General features: G+C 63.0%; 12 protein-coding genes and 1 tRNA gene. 2 read left to right on the top strand and 11 right to left on the bottom strand.

Annotation, left to right across the window (positions count from 1 at the left end):
* Window positions 1-61 precede the first annotated feature (61 nt).
* Window positions 62-138: transfer RNA gene (locus tag GQA94_RS11550), tRNA-Asp, on the bottom strand.
* Between the two features lie 358 nt (window positions 139-496).
* Here GQA94_RS11550 and GQA94_RS11545 point away from each other — a divergent pair.
* Complete coding sequence (locus tag GQA94_RS11545) at window positions 497-1132, top strand: type II secretion system protein N (protein ID WP_233270150.1); 636 nt, start codon at window positions 497-499, stop codon at window positions 1130-1132.
* Between the two features lie 3 nt (window positions 1133-1135).
* Window positions 1136-3406, top strand: a complete 2271-nt coding sequence (gene gspD, locus GQA94_RS11540) for a type II secretion system secretin GspD (RefSeq protein ID WP_158188161.1) — start codon at window positions 1136-1138, stop codon at window positions 3404-3406.
* A 46-nt stretch (window positions 3407-3452) separates the two neighbouring features.
* Here the strand turns inward: gspD and GQA94_RS11535 are convergent, their stop codons facing one another.
* From GQA94_RS11535 to asd, 10 genes are all read right to left on the bottom strand, one after another.
* Window positions 3453-4664 (bottom strand): O-succinylhomoserine sulfhydrylase, encoded by a 1212-nt coding sequence (locus tag GQA94_RS11535; RefSeq protein ID WP_158188160.1) that lies wholly within the window; start codon window positions 4662-4664, stop codon window positions 3453-3455.
* 47 nt (window positions 4665-4711) lie between these two features.
* On the bottom strand, window positions 4712-6217 hold the full coding sequence (gene purF, locus GQA94_RS11530; protein WP_158188159.1) for an amidophosphoribosyltransferase: 1506 nt from the start codon (window positions 6215-6217) through the stop codon (window positions 4712-4714).
* 87 nt (window positions 6218-6304) lie between these two features.
* Window positions 6305-6817, bottom strand: a complete 513-nt coding sequence (locus GQA94_RS11525) for a CvpA family protein (protein ID WP_158188158.1) — start codon at window positions 6815-6817, stop codon at window positions 6305-6307.
* A 127-nt stretch (window positions 6818-6944) separates the two neighbouring features.
* Entirely contained in the window at window positions 6945-7574 is a 630-nt protein-coding gene (locus tag GQA94_RS11520) for an SPOR domain-containing protein (RefSeq protein WP_199270038.1), read from the bottom strand.
* Window positions 7558-8862, bottom strand: coding sequence for a bifunctional tetrahydrofolate synthase/dihydrofolate synthase (gene folC / locus GQA94_RS11515; RefSeq protein ID WP_158188156.1), 1305 nt, complete (start codon window positions 8860-8862; stop codon window positions 7558-7560). The genes GQA94_RS11520 and folC overlap by 17 nt, the downstream gene beginning before the upstream one ends.
* Entirely contained in the window at window positions 8859-9752 is an 894-nt protein-coding gene (gene accD / locus GQA94_RS11510) for an acetyl-CoA carboxylase, carboxyltransferase subunit beta (RefSeq protein ID WP_158188155.1), read from the bottom strand. The genes folC and accD overlap by 4 nt, the downstream gene beginning before the upstream one ends.
* A gap of 222 nt (window positions 9753-9974) precedes the next feature.
* A complete protein-coding gene (locus tag GQA94_RS11505) occupies window positions 9975-10598 on the bottom strand; it encodes a phosphoribosylanthranilate isomerase (protein ID WP_158188154.1) in 624 nt (207 codons plus the stop codon).
* A gap of 131 nt (window positions 10599-10729) precedes the next feature.
* Window positions 10730-11599: a tRNA pseudouridine(38-40) synthase TruA gene (gene truA / locus GQA94_RS11500; RefSeq protein ID WP_158188153.1), complete on the bottom strand. Its 870-nt coding sequence runs from the start codon at window positions 11597-11599 to the stop codon at window positions 10730-10732.
* A 2-nt stretch (window positions 11600-11601) separates the two neighbouring features.
* The gene (locus GQA94_RS11495) at window positions 11602-14343 is read right to left on the bottom strand and encodes a FimV/HubP family polar landmark protein (protein ID WP_158188152.1); all 2742 of its coding nucleotides are present in this window, start codon (window positions 14341-14343) and stop codon (window positions 11602-11604) included.
* A 580-nt stretch (window positions 14344-14923) separates the two neighbouring features.
* The gene (gene asd, locus GQA94_RS11490) at window positions 14924-16036 is read right to left on the bottom strand and encodes an aspartate-semialdehyde dehydrogenase (protein ID WP_158188151.1); all 1113 of its coding nucleotides are present in this window, start codon (window positions 16034-16036) and stop codon (window positions 14924-14926) included.
* Between the last annotated feature and the right edge of the window lie 143 nt (window positions 16037-16179).

Genomic DNA, 16179 nt, shown 5'->3' with positions numbered 1-16179 from the left:
AGCGGCCATAAGGCCGCTTTCAGCGAGGCTCCCAGCCGTTCAGTTGGCTTGAAGCAGAGTATGGCGCAGCGGACGGGACTCGAACCCGCGACCCCCGGCGTGACAGGCCGGTATTCTAACCGACTGAACTACCGCTGCGCGTCGGCCGGACTTTCGTCCGAATCGCAAGGCCTGCAATCAAGCAGTAGCCAACCGTTGTAGTGACCGGCTGATCGCCTTGCGAGGCGCGCAATTTACGCATCCACCCCAACCAAGTCAACAGCGCGAGGCGCATTTTTACGAAAAAATAACGGCCACTTGCAATCATTCCGAAGATTGACTGTCCGTTGGGCACCTTTTGCCTGAAAAACAGTCAGTTGCACTGGCACCCTCAGGTGCTTCTTTGTCATGGTCCCGGACTAGACTGCCAGAACGGCTGGCCGTTCTGGGCATCGGCACCGGCTATATCGCGCCCTACGTCCTGTCGTCATCACTTAAGCCTCACGGAGTGCCTAGCTTGGCTTCCCCCGCAGCCCTGCAGAACGTTCGCCAGCGTGCGCCACTGATTGTCAGCGCAATCATCGTCGTGCTCTTCGGTTTCTATCTGGCTGGCCAGGTCGGGGAATGGTTGCAGCTCACTCGGGCGCCGACGGCCGCAACCGCGCAGAACAACCAGCCAGCCGGCGTCGCACCTGATCTGCAACGCATGGAGAACCTGTTCGGCACACCCGCCGCGCAGGGGCCGTCTTACGCCTCCGGCGCATCGAATTCTGATCTAACCTTGCTGGGAAGCTTCGTTCATGCCGACCCCGCGCAGTCCACGGCCATCATCCAGATCAGCGGGCAGCCGCCGCAGCTTTACCGGGTCGAGCAAGCGCTGGAAACGGGCGTGACCCTGCACAGCGTGCACCCGGACCGAGTGGAAGTCATGCGAAGCGGTCGCGTAGAGAGCCTGTATTTTCCGAGCGTCCGTTCCGTGACGGCCGTGCCCGACGACCTGCCGGACTACAGTGAACCTGCGGCAATGGAGCAACCAGACCCGCAAGCCGAGATGCTCCAGCAGCAAATGGAAGCACTCCGCCAACAGATGGAAGGGGCCAACAGCCCGCCAGATACCATGCCCTCCGATGAACAGCCCACGGAAGACAACTGACCGATGCTGCATTTTTCCTCCCGCCCTCTCATTGCATTGATCGCCGCCGGCCTGCTCGCCGCTCCCCTGCCTGTGCTGGCGGCCGACCCGGGCATCGAGCCGAGCGACACTCAGCAGGACGGCTGGACGATCAACCTGAAGGATGCCGACATCCGCGCATTCGTGGACCAGATCAGCCAACTGACCGGGCAGACGTTCATAGTCGATCCCAGAGTCAGGGGCCAGGTCAGCGTGGTGTCGTCGACGACGCTCTCGCTCTCTGAGGTCTATCAGCTCTTCCTGTCGGTGATGGCAACGCACGGCTACAGCGTGCTGACCCAGGGCGAAGTCACGCGAATCGTGCCCAACGCCGAAGCGAAATCCGAGGCCGGTGGCGGGCCGGCCGGTGGCGATCTGCTGGAGACCCGCGTGATTCAGGTCCAGCACACCTCCGCCACCGAGTTGATTCCATTGATCCGCCCGCTGGTCCCGCAATATGGCCATCTCGCCGCCGTCGGCTCCGCCAATGCGCTGATCATCAGCGATCGCAGCGCGAACATCGCACGCATCGAAGACCTGGTCCGCCAGCTCGACCGTGCCCAGACCGACGATCACAGCGTCGTCAACCTGCAATACGGCTGGGCCGTGGATATCGCCGAGGTGTTGCGCAATACGCTGGCCCGCGGTGAAGCCCGGGACACGGCCGGCGCTCAGATCATTGCCGATTCGCGCACTAACCGGCTGATCTTCACCGGCCCCCAACAGGCGCGACAGAAGCTTGCCAGCCTGGCTAAAACACTCGACACACCGAGCACCCGCTCAGCCAACACTCGGGTCATCCGCCTGCGCCACAACGACGCCAAATCCCTGGCCGAAACCCTTGGCGATATTTCCGAAGGCCTCGCCGCGCCCCAGGACGGAGAAGTTCAGGGCGGTCGCCAGCAAGACATCCTCATCCGCGCCGACGAAAGTCTCAATGCCCTGGTCATGCTTGCCGAGCCCGAACTGATCGGTACCCTCGAGTCGATCGTCCGCCAGCTCGATATCCCCCGCGCGCAGGTGATGGTCGAGGCGGCCATCGTCGAAGTCTCCGGCGACATCACGGACGCGCTCGGCGTCCAGTGGGCCGTCGATGCGCGTGGCGGTACCGGTGGCGCCGGTGGCGTCAGCTTTGGCAATACAGGCATTTCCATCGGCAGCGTGCTCAACGCGATCAACGAGAACGAAATACCCAGCAATCTCCCCGACGGCGCCATCATCGGCGTCGGCACGCGCAGCTTTGGCGCCTTGATCACCGCGCTGTCGGCCAACAGCAAAAGCAACCTGCTCTCGACACCCAGCCTGCTGACACTGGATAACCAGGAAGCCGAAATCCTCGTCGGGCAGAACGTTCCGTTCCAGACCGGCAGCTACACCACCGACTCGTCCGGGGCCAACAACCCGTTCACGACCATCGAGCGACAGGACGTTGGCGTGACGTTGAAAGTGGTCCCACACATCAACGACGGCGCCACGCTGCGCCTGGAAATCGAACAGGAGATTTCCACCATCGCGCCATCGGCATCCTTGTCCGCGCAGGCCGTCGATCTTGTGACCAACAAACGTTCGATCAAGAGCACCATTCTCGCCGAGGACGGCCAGGTAATCGTACTGGGCGGCCTCATTCAGGATGACGTGACCCGTACCGATTCCAAGGTGCCGCTGCTGGGCGACATCCCACTGCTGGGTGCGCTGTTCCGCTCTACCCAGGAAACCCACATCAAGCGCAACCTGATGGTGTTCCTGCGGCCGACGGTCATACGGGATCGCGCGGGACTGGCGGCGCTTTCCGGCAAGAAGTACAGCGATATCCGGGTCATCGAAACCGGTTCCGACAGCCCGAGCATCCTGCCCGCCACGCCCGAGCGGCTGTTCGACGGCCAAGGCCAGCCTGCCCCGGCGATCGACCTGCGCTCCAACGAACCGGCGCAGCGTCGCGAGGTGCCGAAGGCGCCCGCAACACAACGGGCACCACAGACAACCGCGCCACAGACGCAACCGCTATCGCAATCTTCCATACGTTCCGGCTGGGCGGTGCAGATCGCCAGCCTGCAGAACCGCGACAGCGCCACGGCGCTGCAGCAAAAGCTTGGAGCTGAAGGCTTCGATGCCTATATACGCACGACGGGACGCACTCACCGCGTCTTCGTCGGGCCGGTCGATGAGCGACAGGAAGCCAGCCGGCTGCGTGACCGGCTGGCCGAAGAGCAGCGCCTGGACGGCTTTGTCGTGAATTACGACGCGGGAGGCAACTGACGGAACGGGATGCGCGAGACGACCCCAGGGGGTCGCCGCGCGGATATCAGAGCGCCGCCAACCCGCGAGCGAGATCGGCTTTCAGATCAGCCACGTCTTCCAGGCCCACCGCTACGCGGATCAGGCTGTCACGGATACCCGCGGTGGCGCGCTCTTGCGGGGACAGCCGGCCATGGGTGGTCGAGCCCGGATGGGTGATGGTGGTCTTGCTGTCGCCCAGGTTGGCCGTGATGGAGATCAGCCGGGTCGCATCGATGAAACGCCATGCCGCCTCCTTGCCACCGGCCACTTCGAAGCTCAGCACCGCGCCAAAGCCTTTCTGCTGGCGCTGGGCCAATGCGTGCTGCGGGTGGCTTGCCAAGCCGGCGTAATACACCTTCTCGATGCCCGGTTGCTGTTCGAGCCACTCGGCCAGAGCCTGCGCACTGGCGCAGTGGGCCTGCATGCGCAGGCGCAAGGTTTCCAGACCCTTGAGGAACACCCAGGCGTTGAAGGGGCTCAGCGTAGGACCGGCGGTGCGCAGGAAACCCACGACTTCTTTCATCTGCTCGGCGCGACCAGCCACCACACCGCCCAGGCAACGGCCCTGGCCGTCGATGTACTTGGTCGCGGAATGGATGACGATATCGGCTCCTAGCGCCAGCGGCTGCTGCAGCACCGGCGTGCAGAAGCAATTGTCCACCGCCAGCAGGGCGCCCTTGGCGTGGCAGAGTTCGGCCAGCGCCTCGATATCGACCAGTTCGGCCAAAGGGTTCGAAGGCGATTCGACGAAGACCAGCCGGGTGTTGGACTTGAACGCCGGCTCCCAGACGGCCACCTCGGTAAGCGGAACGTAATCGACTTCCAGACCGAAGCGCTTCAGGTACTTCTCGAACAACGAAACCGTCGCGCCAAAGACGCTCCGCGAAACCAGGACATGATCGCCAGCCGAGCACAGGCTCATGACCGTCGCCAGGATCGCGGCCATGCCGGAGGCAGTGGCCACGGCCTGCTCGGCCCCTTCCATGGCGGCGATGCGCTCCTCGAACGCCCGCACGGTGGGGTTGGTATAGCGCGAGTAGACATTGCCCGGCACTTCACCGGCAAAACGCGCGGCGGCGTCCGCGGCACTGCGGAACACGTAGCTGGAGGTGAAGAACAGCGGTTCGCTATGCTCGCCCTCGGGCGAGCGATGCTGGCCTGCACGAACGGCCAGCGTATCCATGCCTGCGCCGGACAAATCACTGTCCAGCCGGCCTGCGTCCCAGTCGGTTGTCATAATCATTTCCACCCTGAGCCGAGGCGGCACCGCCGCCAAATTGTCGATCAGTTGTTGTAGAGGTCGATAATGGCGCTGCCTGCGACGCCCTTGTTCTTGCTCACGTCGTTGCGAGCCTGCTCGATCTTGTGCAGATAGACGTCGTCGATATCGCCGGTGACGTATTTGCCGTCGAACACCGCGCAGTCGAAATGCTCGATCTTGACCTTGCCGCCACCGACGGCATCGATCAGATCAGGCAGATCCTGATAGACCAGCCAATCGGCGCCGATCAACTCCGCCACCTCTTCGGTACTGCGGTTATGCGCGATCAGTTCGTGCGCGCTGGGCATGTCGATGCCGTAGACGTTCGGATAGCGGACCGCGGGCGCGGCGGAGCAGAAATAAACGTTCTTCGCGCCGGCTTCACGTGCCATCTGGATGATCTGCTTGCAGGTCGTGCCGCGGACGATGGAGTCGTCCACCAGCATGACGTTCTTGCCGCGGAACTCCAGGTCGATGGCATTGAGCTTCTGCCGCACGGACTTCTTGCGCGCCGCCTGGCCCGGCATGATGAAGGTTCGACCGATGTACCGATTCTTGACGAAGCCCTCGCGGAATTTCACACCCAGGCGGTTGGCCAGCTCCAGTGCGGCCGTACGGCTGGTGTCGGGGATGGGGATGACCACGTCGATATCGTGGTCCGGGCGCTCGCGCAGGATCTTGTCGGCGAGCTTCTCACCCATCCGCAGCCGCGCCTTGTATACCGAGACCCCGTCCATCAGGGAATCGGAACGGGCCAGGTAGACGTGTTCGAAGATGCAGGGCGCATAGTGAGGATTCGGTGCGCACTGGCGGGTATGCAGCTTGCCGTCCACCGTGATGTAAACGGCCTCGCCCGGCGCCAGGTCGCGAATCAGCGAGAAGCCCAGCACGTCCAGCGCGACGCTTTCGGATGCGATCATGTACTCGACGCCTTGCTCCGTGTGACGCTGGCCGAACACGATGGGGCGGATGGCATGCGGATCGCGGAAGCCGACGATCCCGTAGCCGGTCACCATCGCCACCACCGCATAGCCGCCTACGCAACGCTCGTGCACCTTGGCCACAGCGGCGAACACGTCTTCCTCGGTGGGCTGCAGCTTGCCGCGCACCGCCAGTTCGTGCGCGAAGACGTTGAGCAGCACTTCCGAGTCGGAATTGGTGTTCACGTGACGCAGGTCCGACTCGTAGATTTCCTTGGTCAACTGGTCGACGTTGGTCAGGTTGCCGTTATGCGCCAGGGTAATCCCGTAGGGCGAGTTCACGTAGAACGGCTGCGCTTCCGCCGAACTGGAGCTGCCGGCGGTGGGATAACGCACATGACCGATGCCCATGTTGCCGACCAGCCGTTGCATATGCCGCTGCTGGAAGACGTCGCGAACCAGCCCGTTGTCCTTGCGCAGAAACAGCTTGCCGCCGTCGCTGGTCACGATACCGGCCGCATCCTGCCCGCGGTGTTGCAGTACGGTAAGCGCGTCATACAACGCCTGATTGACGTTCGACTTACCGACGATGCCGACAATGCCACACATGCAAGGAACCTCTCAGTTATTACAGGCTGATCCGGACATGACCCCGACTCGAAAGCCTTCGGCACACCCGTTGTAAAAATGCTCGTCTTAGCCGGAAGCATCGAGCGAGCCGGCCACCCATTGGCTTCCGAACCCGAGGATCAGGTTCTTCGACCAGTCGGCGACCAACAGAAAATGCGGCAGCAATGTCGATTCACGCCACCAGGGGTCCTGCTGTACAGGCGCAAGGCTGAGAAGCCCCACCAGCACCACGACCAGCAACCCGCCTCGCGCCGCGCCGAACACCATGCCGAGAAAGCGATCCGTGCCGGAAAGGCCCGTCACCCGTACCAGCTCCCCGATCAGGAAGTTCACCAATGCGCCGACCAGCAAGGTCACGACGAACAAGATCACGCATGCCGCGATGACTTGAAAGGATGGCGTGCTGATGTATTCGGCAAGATGGTGCGACAGCGCACCGCCGAACATCCAGGCGACCACACCGGCAATGATCCAGGTGAGCAGGGAAAGCGCTTCCTTGACGAAACCGCGCTTCAAGCTGATCAGGCTGGAGATGACCACAACGGCGATAAACGCCCAATCGACCCAGGTGAGCGTCACAGGGTTTCCTGCAAAGGAGAAAGGCGGCGTATTTTAGCAGAGCGCCCGCCAGGGAGTAACCACGCATTCGCGCGCTAGCGGGCGGATGAGCGGAACCCCCGGCGACGGGCGTGACGTCGCAACAGACTCAACCCTGCTCAGGCTTGAATCGCACCACGAACCCGTTCAGTTTCTGCTGGCGCTGCAACTGGTCGCGCAGGCGATTGGCTTCGGCCCGCTCCACGAGCGGTCCGACAAAGACGCGATTCATGCCCTCGGCGGTACGGATATAGGCGTTATAGCCTTGGGCACGCAGTGTTTTCTGAAGCTTCTCGGCGTTCTCCCGGCTGGACAGGCTGGCCAACTGCACCGACCAGCTTACCGGAAGATTGGCCGTATCCAGCCGCTGTTCTGGCGCTGTAGCCGGCTCGACCGGGGGTGACTGAACAGCCGCAGGTCCAGGCGGCACCGGGGCGGGTTGCGGCTCAACGGGGGCAGGTGTGATCGGCGCGGACGGAGCCTCGGCCTCGGCCGAGGGGCCTTCCTCGATGATCTCGAACGACTCTGGGAAGGGCTCGGCCTGCGGCTCGGGAACCTCCACAGGCTGCGTTTCGATCACGGGCGCAACCGGCGTATCGGGCATCGGCGGCGCATCCACGGCCACCTGACGGCCGGCATCTTCACGATTGAACAGCATCGGAACGAATATCACCGCCAGGGCTACCAGCACCAGCGCACCGACGATACGCTGCATCAATCCTCTATCCACCACGTCCATACCCTCCATTCGCCGCGTGCCGCTCGAGCCAGTTCAGCGCCTCGGCCACGCAATAAAAAGATCCGAACAGCACGATCTCGTCCCCCTCGATCGCCTGATCGCACTGCCGTTCGAGGGCTTCTGATATTTCCGGGTAGATAGTGACGGTCGCGCCCCGTTCCAGCAATGCCAAACTCAACTCATCTGCAGAACGGGAGCGAGGCGTGGCCAACGGCGCGACCGCCCAGGCATCGACGACCGGCAACAAGGGGTCGATCACGCCGGACAGATCCTTGTCAGCCAACAAGCCGAACACCGCGAGTCGACGACCCGCGATGCGCTGTTGTTGGAGCTGTCCGGCCAGATAGGTCGCTGCGTGGGGGTTGTGACCGACATCGAGCAATATCGTCAGGTCACGCCCCCGCCAGCGAATCGTCCGACGATCCAGGCGGCCGGTGACCCGGGTCTTGCACAACGCCTCGACCAGCCGCTGCGGATGCCAGCAGGGTTCGATCAGGACAAACGCCTGCAACGCCACCGCCGCGTTCTCCAGCGGCAACCCAAGCAGGGGCAGGTTCGGCAGTCGAAGCGCCTCACCCGCCCTGTCCTTGCCATGCCAGTGCCAGCAGCCTGCTTCTTTCACCAGATCGAAATCGCGGCCACGCACCCATAACGGCACCCCGGACCCGGCGGCCACTTCAAGGAGGGAGTCCGGCGGCGAGCGGTCGCCGCAGACGGCAGGCCTTGCAGTGCGGAATATGCCAGCCTTCTCGAACGCCACGCTTTCGCGGGTGGTACCCAGCCACTCGGCATGATCCAGGCCGATGTTGGTGACCACCGCCACGTCGGCGTCGACCAGGTTCACCGCATCGAGACGACCACCGAGCCCGACTTCAAGCACGACGGCATCCAGCGCCTCACGCTCGAACAGCCAGAACGCCGCGAGCGTACCCATCTCGAAATAGGTCAAGGACACGGAGCCACGAGCGCGCTCAACTGCCTCGAAGGCGTCGCAGAGCGCTTCGTCGCTGGCGTCCACGCCGTTGAGGCGCACACGCTCGTTGTAGCGCAAAAGATGCGGGGAGCTGTAGACGCCCACCGTTTTGCCCTGCTCGGTGAACATCTGCGCGATGAATGCGCAGGTCGACCCTTTGCCATTGGTGCCGGTGACGGTGACGACCTGAGGTGCCGGACGGCTGAGTCCAAGCCGGGTCGCCACCGCACGGCAGCGATCAAGGCCCATGTCGATGGCAGTCGGATGCAGCTGCTCGAGGTACTCGAGCCAGTCCTGCAGGCTCCGCCGGGTCATGCGCCGGCCGTCACCAATGCCGGCTCGGTGGGTGTCGGCAGCTGCTGCAGCTGCGCCAGGAGACGCGACAGGCGAGCACGCAGCTCGGCACGCGGGATGATCAGGTCGATGGCGCCGTGGTCAAGCAGGAACTCGCTGCGCTGGAATCCCTCAGGCAGCTTCTCGCGCACGGTCTGCTCGATCACGCGCGGTCCGGCAAAGCCGATCAACGCCTTGGGCTCGGCGACGATGACGTCGCCCAGCATGGCCAGGCTTGCCGAAACACCGCCATACACCGGATCGGTCAGGACGGAAATGAACGGCAGCCCTTCTTCGCGCATCCGGGCCAGCACCGCGGAGGTCTTGGCCATCTGCATCAGCGAGATCAGCGCCTCCTGCATCCGCGCGCCACCGGATGCGGCGAAGCAGACCAGAGGGCAGCGCTGTTCCAGCGCAACGTTGGCGGCACGGACGAAGCGCTCGCCAACGATCGCGCCCATGGAGCCGCCCATGAACGAGAATTCGAATGCACACGCCACCACCGGCATGCGCATCAGGGTCCCACTCATGGCGATCAATGCATCTTTTTCCCCGGTCTGCTTCTGCGCAGCGGAGAGACGGTCCTTGTACTTCTTGCTGTCACGAAACTTCAGCCGGTCGACAGGCTCGAGTTCAGCGGCGATCTCTTCGCGCCCTTCCTTATCGAGAAAGATGTCCAGGCGCGTGCGCGCATCGATGCGCATGTGATGCTGACACTTCGGGCAGACATCCAGCGTCTTCTCCAGCTCCGGGCGATACAGGACCGCCTCGCAAGATGGGCACTTGTGCCACAGGCCTTCGGGCACTGAGCTCTTCTGCGTTTCCGAGCGCATGATCGAAGGGATCAGCTTGTCTACCAGCCAGTTGCTCATGCTTTTATTCTCCACAGCTTGTCAGTCCCGCGCGTAACGACTGCACGCACCGGCAAAATTCATCGTTGCGACCAGACTCCGTCGGAGTGCTGCGTCGCGCATGCGATAGCCCAGAGGGGCGCTGTCGCTGAAACTTGACCCACCGTCCAGTCAAGGACAGCCTTCAATGGCGGGTCCGCCAGTCCAGCGAATGGTAACTGGACGGCAATGACCCTCGGTTCGTCACATCGTCGCCCTGACCAGCCGAACGAACTCGCGAACGCGCCCGGCATCCTTGATGCCTTTACTCAGCTCGACCCCACCGCTGACATCGACGGCGTAGGGCCGCACCTCGGCCACCGCCTGTTGCACGTTCCGTGCAGTCAGCCCACCGGCGAGTATCAGGGGTTTGCGAAGATCAGTGGGGACGAGCGACCAGTCGAAGACCTCTCCCGTCCCGCCCGGAACGCCGGCGACGAATGTGTCGAGCAGAATGGCACTGGCCCCGACATAGCGGTCGGCCTGCGCGCGAATGTCCTCACCCGGCTTGACCCGCAGCGCCTTGTACCAAGGGCGGTGAAACCCTTCGCAATCCGCCGGCGCTTCGTCGCCGTGGAACTGCAGCGCATCCAGCGGTACCGCATCGAGTATCTCGTTCAGCTCGCAACGCGAGGCGTTGACGAACAGGCCGACGGTCGTGACGAAAGGAGGCAGCGCGGCGATGATGGCACGCGCCTGTTGAACGTCCACCGCCCGCGGGCTTCTGGCGTAGAACACCAGGCCTATGGCGTCGGCGCCGGCCTCGGCAGCAACAAGCGCATCCTCGACACGCGTGATTCCACATATCTTGCTACGAACGATGGGCAACGGCAGGTACCTGCGATAGAAGACGCTGGATGGTAACAAAAGCGCCACAGGCTGCAACCCGCATCGCCCTGCCAACCGACGCGCAGAACGACAGCGCGCTGCCCGCCCCGCTGCCAGTCGCTTCGTGAATGTCAGATCGGCTGGTCTCGAACATCCCGCAGACCCGATAGAAAGTGCGGCCCAAGGTAGCGTTCAGGCAACTGGAACCGATCGGGATAGTCGACCTGAACGAGATACAAACCATAAGGATGCGCTGTAACACCGCCGGTTCGCCTGATCCGCGACTCCAGTACCTCACGCGCCCACTCGACCGGCCGCTCGCCGGCTCCGATGGTCATCAGCACGCCGGCGAAGTTTCGCACCATGTGATGGAGGAAGGCATTTGCGCGCACATCGATCACGATGAGCCGACCGTGCTCGAGCAGCTCGAGGTGGTGGATCGTCTTGATGGGAGATTTCGCCTGGCACTGGCGCGCCCGGAATGCACTGAAGTCGTGGGTGCCGACGAACGCCCTGGCCGCTTCGCGCATCCGATCGATATCCAGCGGGCGATGGTTCCAGGTCACTTCTTCAGCGAGGTGCGCGGGGCGAATCGGGTCGTTGTAGATCACATACCGATAGCGGCGCGCCATGGCACTGAAACGCGCGTCGAAGCTCCTGGGCATTTCCTTGGCCCAGGTCACGCTGATATCGCCCGGCAGGTTCATGTTCGCACCCATGACCCAGGCGTGCATGGAGCGCGTCACTGGCGTGTCGAAATGGACCACCTGGGCGCAGGCGTGAACGAGCGCATCGGTGCGCCCGGCACAACTCAGCACGACCGGGTGGCCGCCGGCCACTTTGCTCAGTGCATTCTCAAGCGATAACTGGACAGACGGCACGCCATCGCGTTGCCGCTGGAATCCACGATAGCGAGAGCCCTTGTATTCGACCCCGAGGGCGATCCTGAAAACGTCTGCGGCAGCCGATGAGGCTGCCGCGTCAGAAACTGCTTCGGTCATGGTCAGGCTAGTTTGGCGAGCATCTCTCGCGCCTCTTGCTGCTGGGTGTCGCTGCCCTCGCTCATGACTTCGTCGAGAATGTCCCGAGCCCCTTCGGCATCGCCCATGTCGATATAGGCACGGGCGAGGTCCAGCTTGGTTGTGGTTTCATCGGTGTCGGCGAAGAAGTCGAAATCATCGTCCAGGGCCTCGGAAGACGGCTCGACGGGTTCGATCGCGGGCGCGACTGCCACCTCGGGCGCGAGCTGATCGAGCGGCTCCAGATCGCGCGACAGATCGTCAAGCTCCGCCTCGACCTCCTCCAGCTCCGAAGCAAAGCTCTCCGGGGCCGTCGTGTCAGGCGTATCGTCGGACAGCGACAGGTCGAACTCGTCCGGCATGTCGGCGGACGTCGCCGGCTCGGACAGCTCGAAGTCGAAGTCGTCTGCCGTCTCGGCGGCTACAGGCTTCGAGAGTTCGTCGTCGAGGCTCAGCGTGAATTCGTCTTCGCGAGCCGGGGTGGCCGGCTGTTCGTCGAGATCGAGCGAGAAACCCGCCAGTTCGTCTTCAAGCGACACGTCGCCCGACGTGGCCACTTCGTCGTCCAGCTCGAACGAAAAGTCATCCGCACCTTGCTGCTGGGGTGCCACGTCGAGGTCGAGGTCGTCGAAATCGAGCGTATCCAGGTCCGTCGCGGCTTCGCTGGTCGGCGCGACCGTGCTGCTCAGTTCGTCATCGAGTGCCAGATCGTCAAGGCTCAGGTCGAAGGAGTCGTCGGCATGCTGCGCAGCAGGCGCAGGCGCATCCAGTTCGAGATCGTCCAGGCTGAAGCTGTCGAAGTCGTCGCCACTTGCGGCCGCTGCCGCAGCACCCATGCCGACTGCCGCAGCCATCGCGGGGTACCTGGCCCTGGTCTGCTCGATCGCTGCCGACGAGCCGCCTATTTCACGCAGCTCTGCCTCCTGGCGAGCGAAGCCGTCGCGATCACCGAGCTCGGCGTAGACTTCCATGAGCTTGAGGCGCAGGTCGCTGCGTTGCGGCTCATCGTTCAGAGCGCTCTGCAGCAGGTCGGCCGCCTGGTTGAAGCGACCATAAGCGATGTAGACATCGGCTTCGGCAAGCGGGTCGTTGCCGGCTGCCGCGAGCGAATCGAGCGAATGCCTGTCCCCGTCGTGCGCGGCCTCGTCGGTCGATGCATCCGGCGAGACGAGGTCCTGCTGCGCCACATAGAAGGTGTCCGGCGCGTCATCGGCCAGCAGATTTTCCTGCAGCTCGGCTTCCTTCATGGCGTTACGGCGTGACAGCGCCATCAACCCGACCAGCAACAGCAACAGAGCACTGCCGCCCAGTACGCCCAGCAGAACAGGATTGCTCAACAGACCGCTGAGGTAGCTATCGTTCTCGGGCGCCTGAGCCTCGGTCGTGGCGACTGGGGCGGGCGCGGCAGGCTGCGTGGCCGACGCTTGAGGAGCGGCGGGCTCGCGCTGGGGCGCGGGCGCTGCCGAGGTATCGGCAGCCGCTTCCGGCTCAGCACTCGCGTCCGCTTCGGCTGCCGACGCGTTCTCTTGCGGTGCGACGGCTGTGGCCGGTGCGGGCTCGGACGCTGCGGAATCCGCGGAGGCCGATACCTGCGCACCCGGCTCGGCACCGGTCGCCAGTTGGGCCTGCAGTTTGGCGAGCTGATCGTCCTTGAGCTGCATCAGGCGCTGCAACTTGTCCAACTGGCTCTGCAGGTCGTTGAGGCGATCCTTGAGTTCCAGGTTCTCGTTGCGGCTCGAATCGAGGCTTTCCTCGGCAACTGCGAGCTTGTCACGCAGTGCTGCCGAGTCGTCACCGGCACCCGCGTCGCTACCGCTGGTGGCCTGGCCGGTTTCCGGCGCGACCAGCCGAAGATTGTCGCCCTGCTCGCTGCGAGAGGGGGCGGCGCCAGCTGAGCCACGCTGCGTCGCGTCGAGCTGGCGAGCGCCGGCCGTCGCGGCGCTGCCAGCCTGGCGCCAACTGGCATTCTGCTGGGCAACCTGCTGAATCGCCTCGGCCTGCGAACGGCTGGCAATCTGCTCGGCGCTCGGCATGCGCAGCACCTGCCCATTCTTCATCCGATTGATGTTGCCACCGATGAAGGCGTCCGGATTCAGATCCTGGATGGCGAGCATGGTCTGGTGCACGGAGCCACCCTGACGGGTGCGCTCGGCGATTTCCCAGAGCGTGTCATTGGGCGCGACCTTGTACTGATCGCCCGGCTGCGCGGAACGGACTGGAGAGGCCTGCACTGGCGGGGTCGCAGCGCGCGGTGGCGAGGCAGGACGGGTCGCAGGCGTCGTAATTGGCAGCTGGGGCGCAACGGATGCGGCGATCTCCGGCGAATAAAGCGGAGGATCCAGCAGCAACGTGTATTCGCGCAGCAATCGGCCACTGGGCCAGAGTACTTCAATGAGGAAGTTCAGATAGGGCTCGCGAACCGGCTTGGTCGACGACACCCGGATGACACTCTTGCCGTCTGGGCGCAGAACCGGCGTGAAGGTAAGGTCCGTCAGAAAATACTGGCGATCGACCCCTGCCCGATTGAAGTCTTCGACGGATGCCAGAACCGGGACCACTTCCCCCGGAGCCAGCGTCTTGGCGTCCAACAGTTCGATTTCAGCCACCAGCGGTTGATTCAGCGCGGATTTCAGCGTGACCTCACCCAACCCCAGCGCGTAAGCCATTTCGGAAGTCAGCGCGGTAGCAGCCGCGATTGCCAGCACCAGATTGCGAACCCGAACCATTGTGTAAATCCCTTGTTTTTTAACTTTTCTCGGATCTTCGAGAGGGTCTTATAGTCACTGCCTGCGCCCGCCAGATGGCGGTCCCCCGTCAGCGATAAGCCTAAACAGCGTCGTCAGCTAGAATAGTTCTTCGAATTTCCGGTAAGTATCTTTTACAGATAGTGTTTTATCAACAACTCACCAGACTACGCGGCATTACCCCTTGCGCCTTTTCGCACGTTATCAGACACAATCCACAAATTAGCTCCCGGTGTTTAAGGCCGGTCGTCACATAAGCGACAAATCGTCTCGCCCACTGTACGACTCGAACGATTCATCGCCTGCCACAGCCGATTGCCCTTCCCCTCCGCCATGTTTCGACCAGATGGCGACCACGGGCGGATTTGTGGTCAGGCCGCAGGCGCCGCTGAAAAATGGGCATCACTGTAGCCGATACGGGCGCTCGCGCAGCGCAATAAAGGATTAACCCGACGAACCGTTGCGCTCTATATGCGCCGCGTTCACCCAACGATCTACCGCAGCTGCAAAAAAAAAGCGCCGCGGCGGTGCCGAGGCGCTTCGGGTCGATCTTCGTCGACGCTTATCGTTCGAGAAGAATACGCAGCATGCGGCGCAACGGCTCAGCCGCGCCCCAGAGCAACTGATCGCCGACGGTGAACGCGCCCAAGTAATGCGAGCCCATGTTCAACTTGCGCAGTCGTCCGACCGGAACGCTCAACGTCCCGGTGACCGCTGTCGGACTCAGTTCCTGCATGCTGGCATCACGATGGTTCGCAACGAGCTTCACCCAGGGATTGTGCTGGCTGATCATGCCTTCGATATCCGAAATAGGCACATCCTTGTTCAGCTTGATGGTCAGCGCCTGGCTGTGGCAGCGCATCGCACCGACGCGCACGCAAATCCCATCCACGGGAATCGGGCTCTTGAAACGACCGAGAATCTTGTTGGTTTCCGCCTGCGCTTTCCATTCTTCCCGGCTCTGCCCGTTCGGCAGTTCCTTGTCGATGTAGGGAATCAGGCTGCCGGCCAGCGGCACGCCAAAGTTATCCACGGGAAAGGCTTCGGAGCGCTGGCACTCGGCGACCTTGCGATCGATTTCAAGAATTGCACTGGCTGGATCGGCAAGCTCGTTCGCAACCGAGGCGTTGATGCTGCCCATCTGCTTGATCAGCTCACGCATGTTCTGCGCGCCAGCACCGGACGCAGCCTGATAGGTCATCGCGCTCATCCACTCGACCAGGCCGTTCTCGAACAGGCCGCCAAGGCCCATCAGCATCAGGCTGACCGTGCAGTTACCGCCGATGAAGTTGCGCGTACCGGCGTCCAGCTGGTGGTCGATCACCTTGCGGTTGACCGGGTCGAGCACGATGACCGCGTCGTCCTGCATGCGCAGCGTCGAAGCTGCGTCGATCCAGTAGCCCTTCCAGCCCGCTTCGCGCAGCTTGGGAAAGATCTCGCTGGTGTAGTCGCCGCCTTGGCAGGTCAAAATCACATCGAGGGTTTTAAGCGCCTCGACATCGTAGGCATCCTTCAGCGCAGCAGTGTCCTTGCCGATGGAGGGGCCCTGACCGCCGACGTTGGAAGTGGTAAAGAACACCGGCTCGATCAGGTCGAAATCCCGCTCCTCCAGCATTCGCTGCATGAGCACGGAACCCACCATGCCGCGCCAACCGATCAGACCTACACGTTTCATCGCAACTACACCTTATATATGTGGCCCGCTTGGCAGGCCGCTGATAACAAATGCGCTTTCGGGTTCGAAAGCGACGGCGAGCGGTCATTTCCGACAGCCACGCCTCGCCATTACGCGGCGTTCTCGCCTAGCCGTCGCCCGCA

The organism is Stutzerimonas stutzeri (assembly GCF_009789555.1).
GTDB classification, from domain to species: domain Bacteria; phylum Pseudomonadota; class Gammaproteobacteria; order Pseudomonadales; family Pseudomonadaceae; genus Stutzerimonas; species Stutzerimonas stutzeri_R.
This window is presented reverse-complemented; position numbering and strand designations above follow the sequence as displayed.

Excerpts from the sequence above, each read along its gene's own strand:
- purF (WP_158188159.1), bottom strand. The coding sequence starts at position 6,217 with ATGTGTGGCATTGTCGGCATCGTCGGTAAGTCGAACGTCAATCAGGCG.
- asd (WP_158188151.1), bottom strand. The coding sequence starts at position 16,036 with ATGAAACGTGTAGGTCTGATCGGTTGGCGCGGCATGGTGGGTTCCGTG.
- GQA94_RS11495 (WP_158188152.1), bottom strand. The coding sequence starts at position 14,343 with ATGGTTCGGGTTCGCAATCTGGTGCTGGCAATCGCGGCTGCTACCGCG.
- accD (WP_158188155.1), bottom strand. The coding sequence starts at position 9,752 with ATGAGCAACTGGCTGGTAGACAAGCTGATCCCTTCGATCATGCGCTCG.
- folC (WP_158188156.1), bottom strand. The coding sequence starts at position 8,862 with ATGACCCGGCGGAGCCTGCAGGACTGGCTCGAGTACCTCGAGCAGCTG.
- GQA94_RS11535 (WP_158188160.1), bottom strand. The coding sequence starts at position 4,664 with ATGACAACCGACTGGGACGCAGGCCGGCTGGACAGTGATTTGTCCGGC.
- gspD (WP_158188161.1), top strand. The coding sequence starts at position 1,136 with ATGCTGCATTTTTCCTCCCGCCCTCTCATTGCATTGATCGCCGCCGGC.
- truA (WP_158188153.1), bottom strand. The coding sequence starts at position 11,599 with ATGACCGAAGCAGTTTCTGACGCGGCAGCCTCATCGGCTGCCGCAGAC.
- GQA94_RS11520 (WP_199270038.1), bottom strand. The coding sequence starts at position 7,574 with ATGGACGTGGTGGATAGAGGATTGATGCAGCGTATCGTCGGTGCGCTG.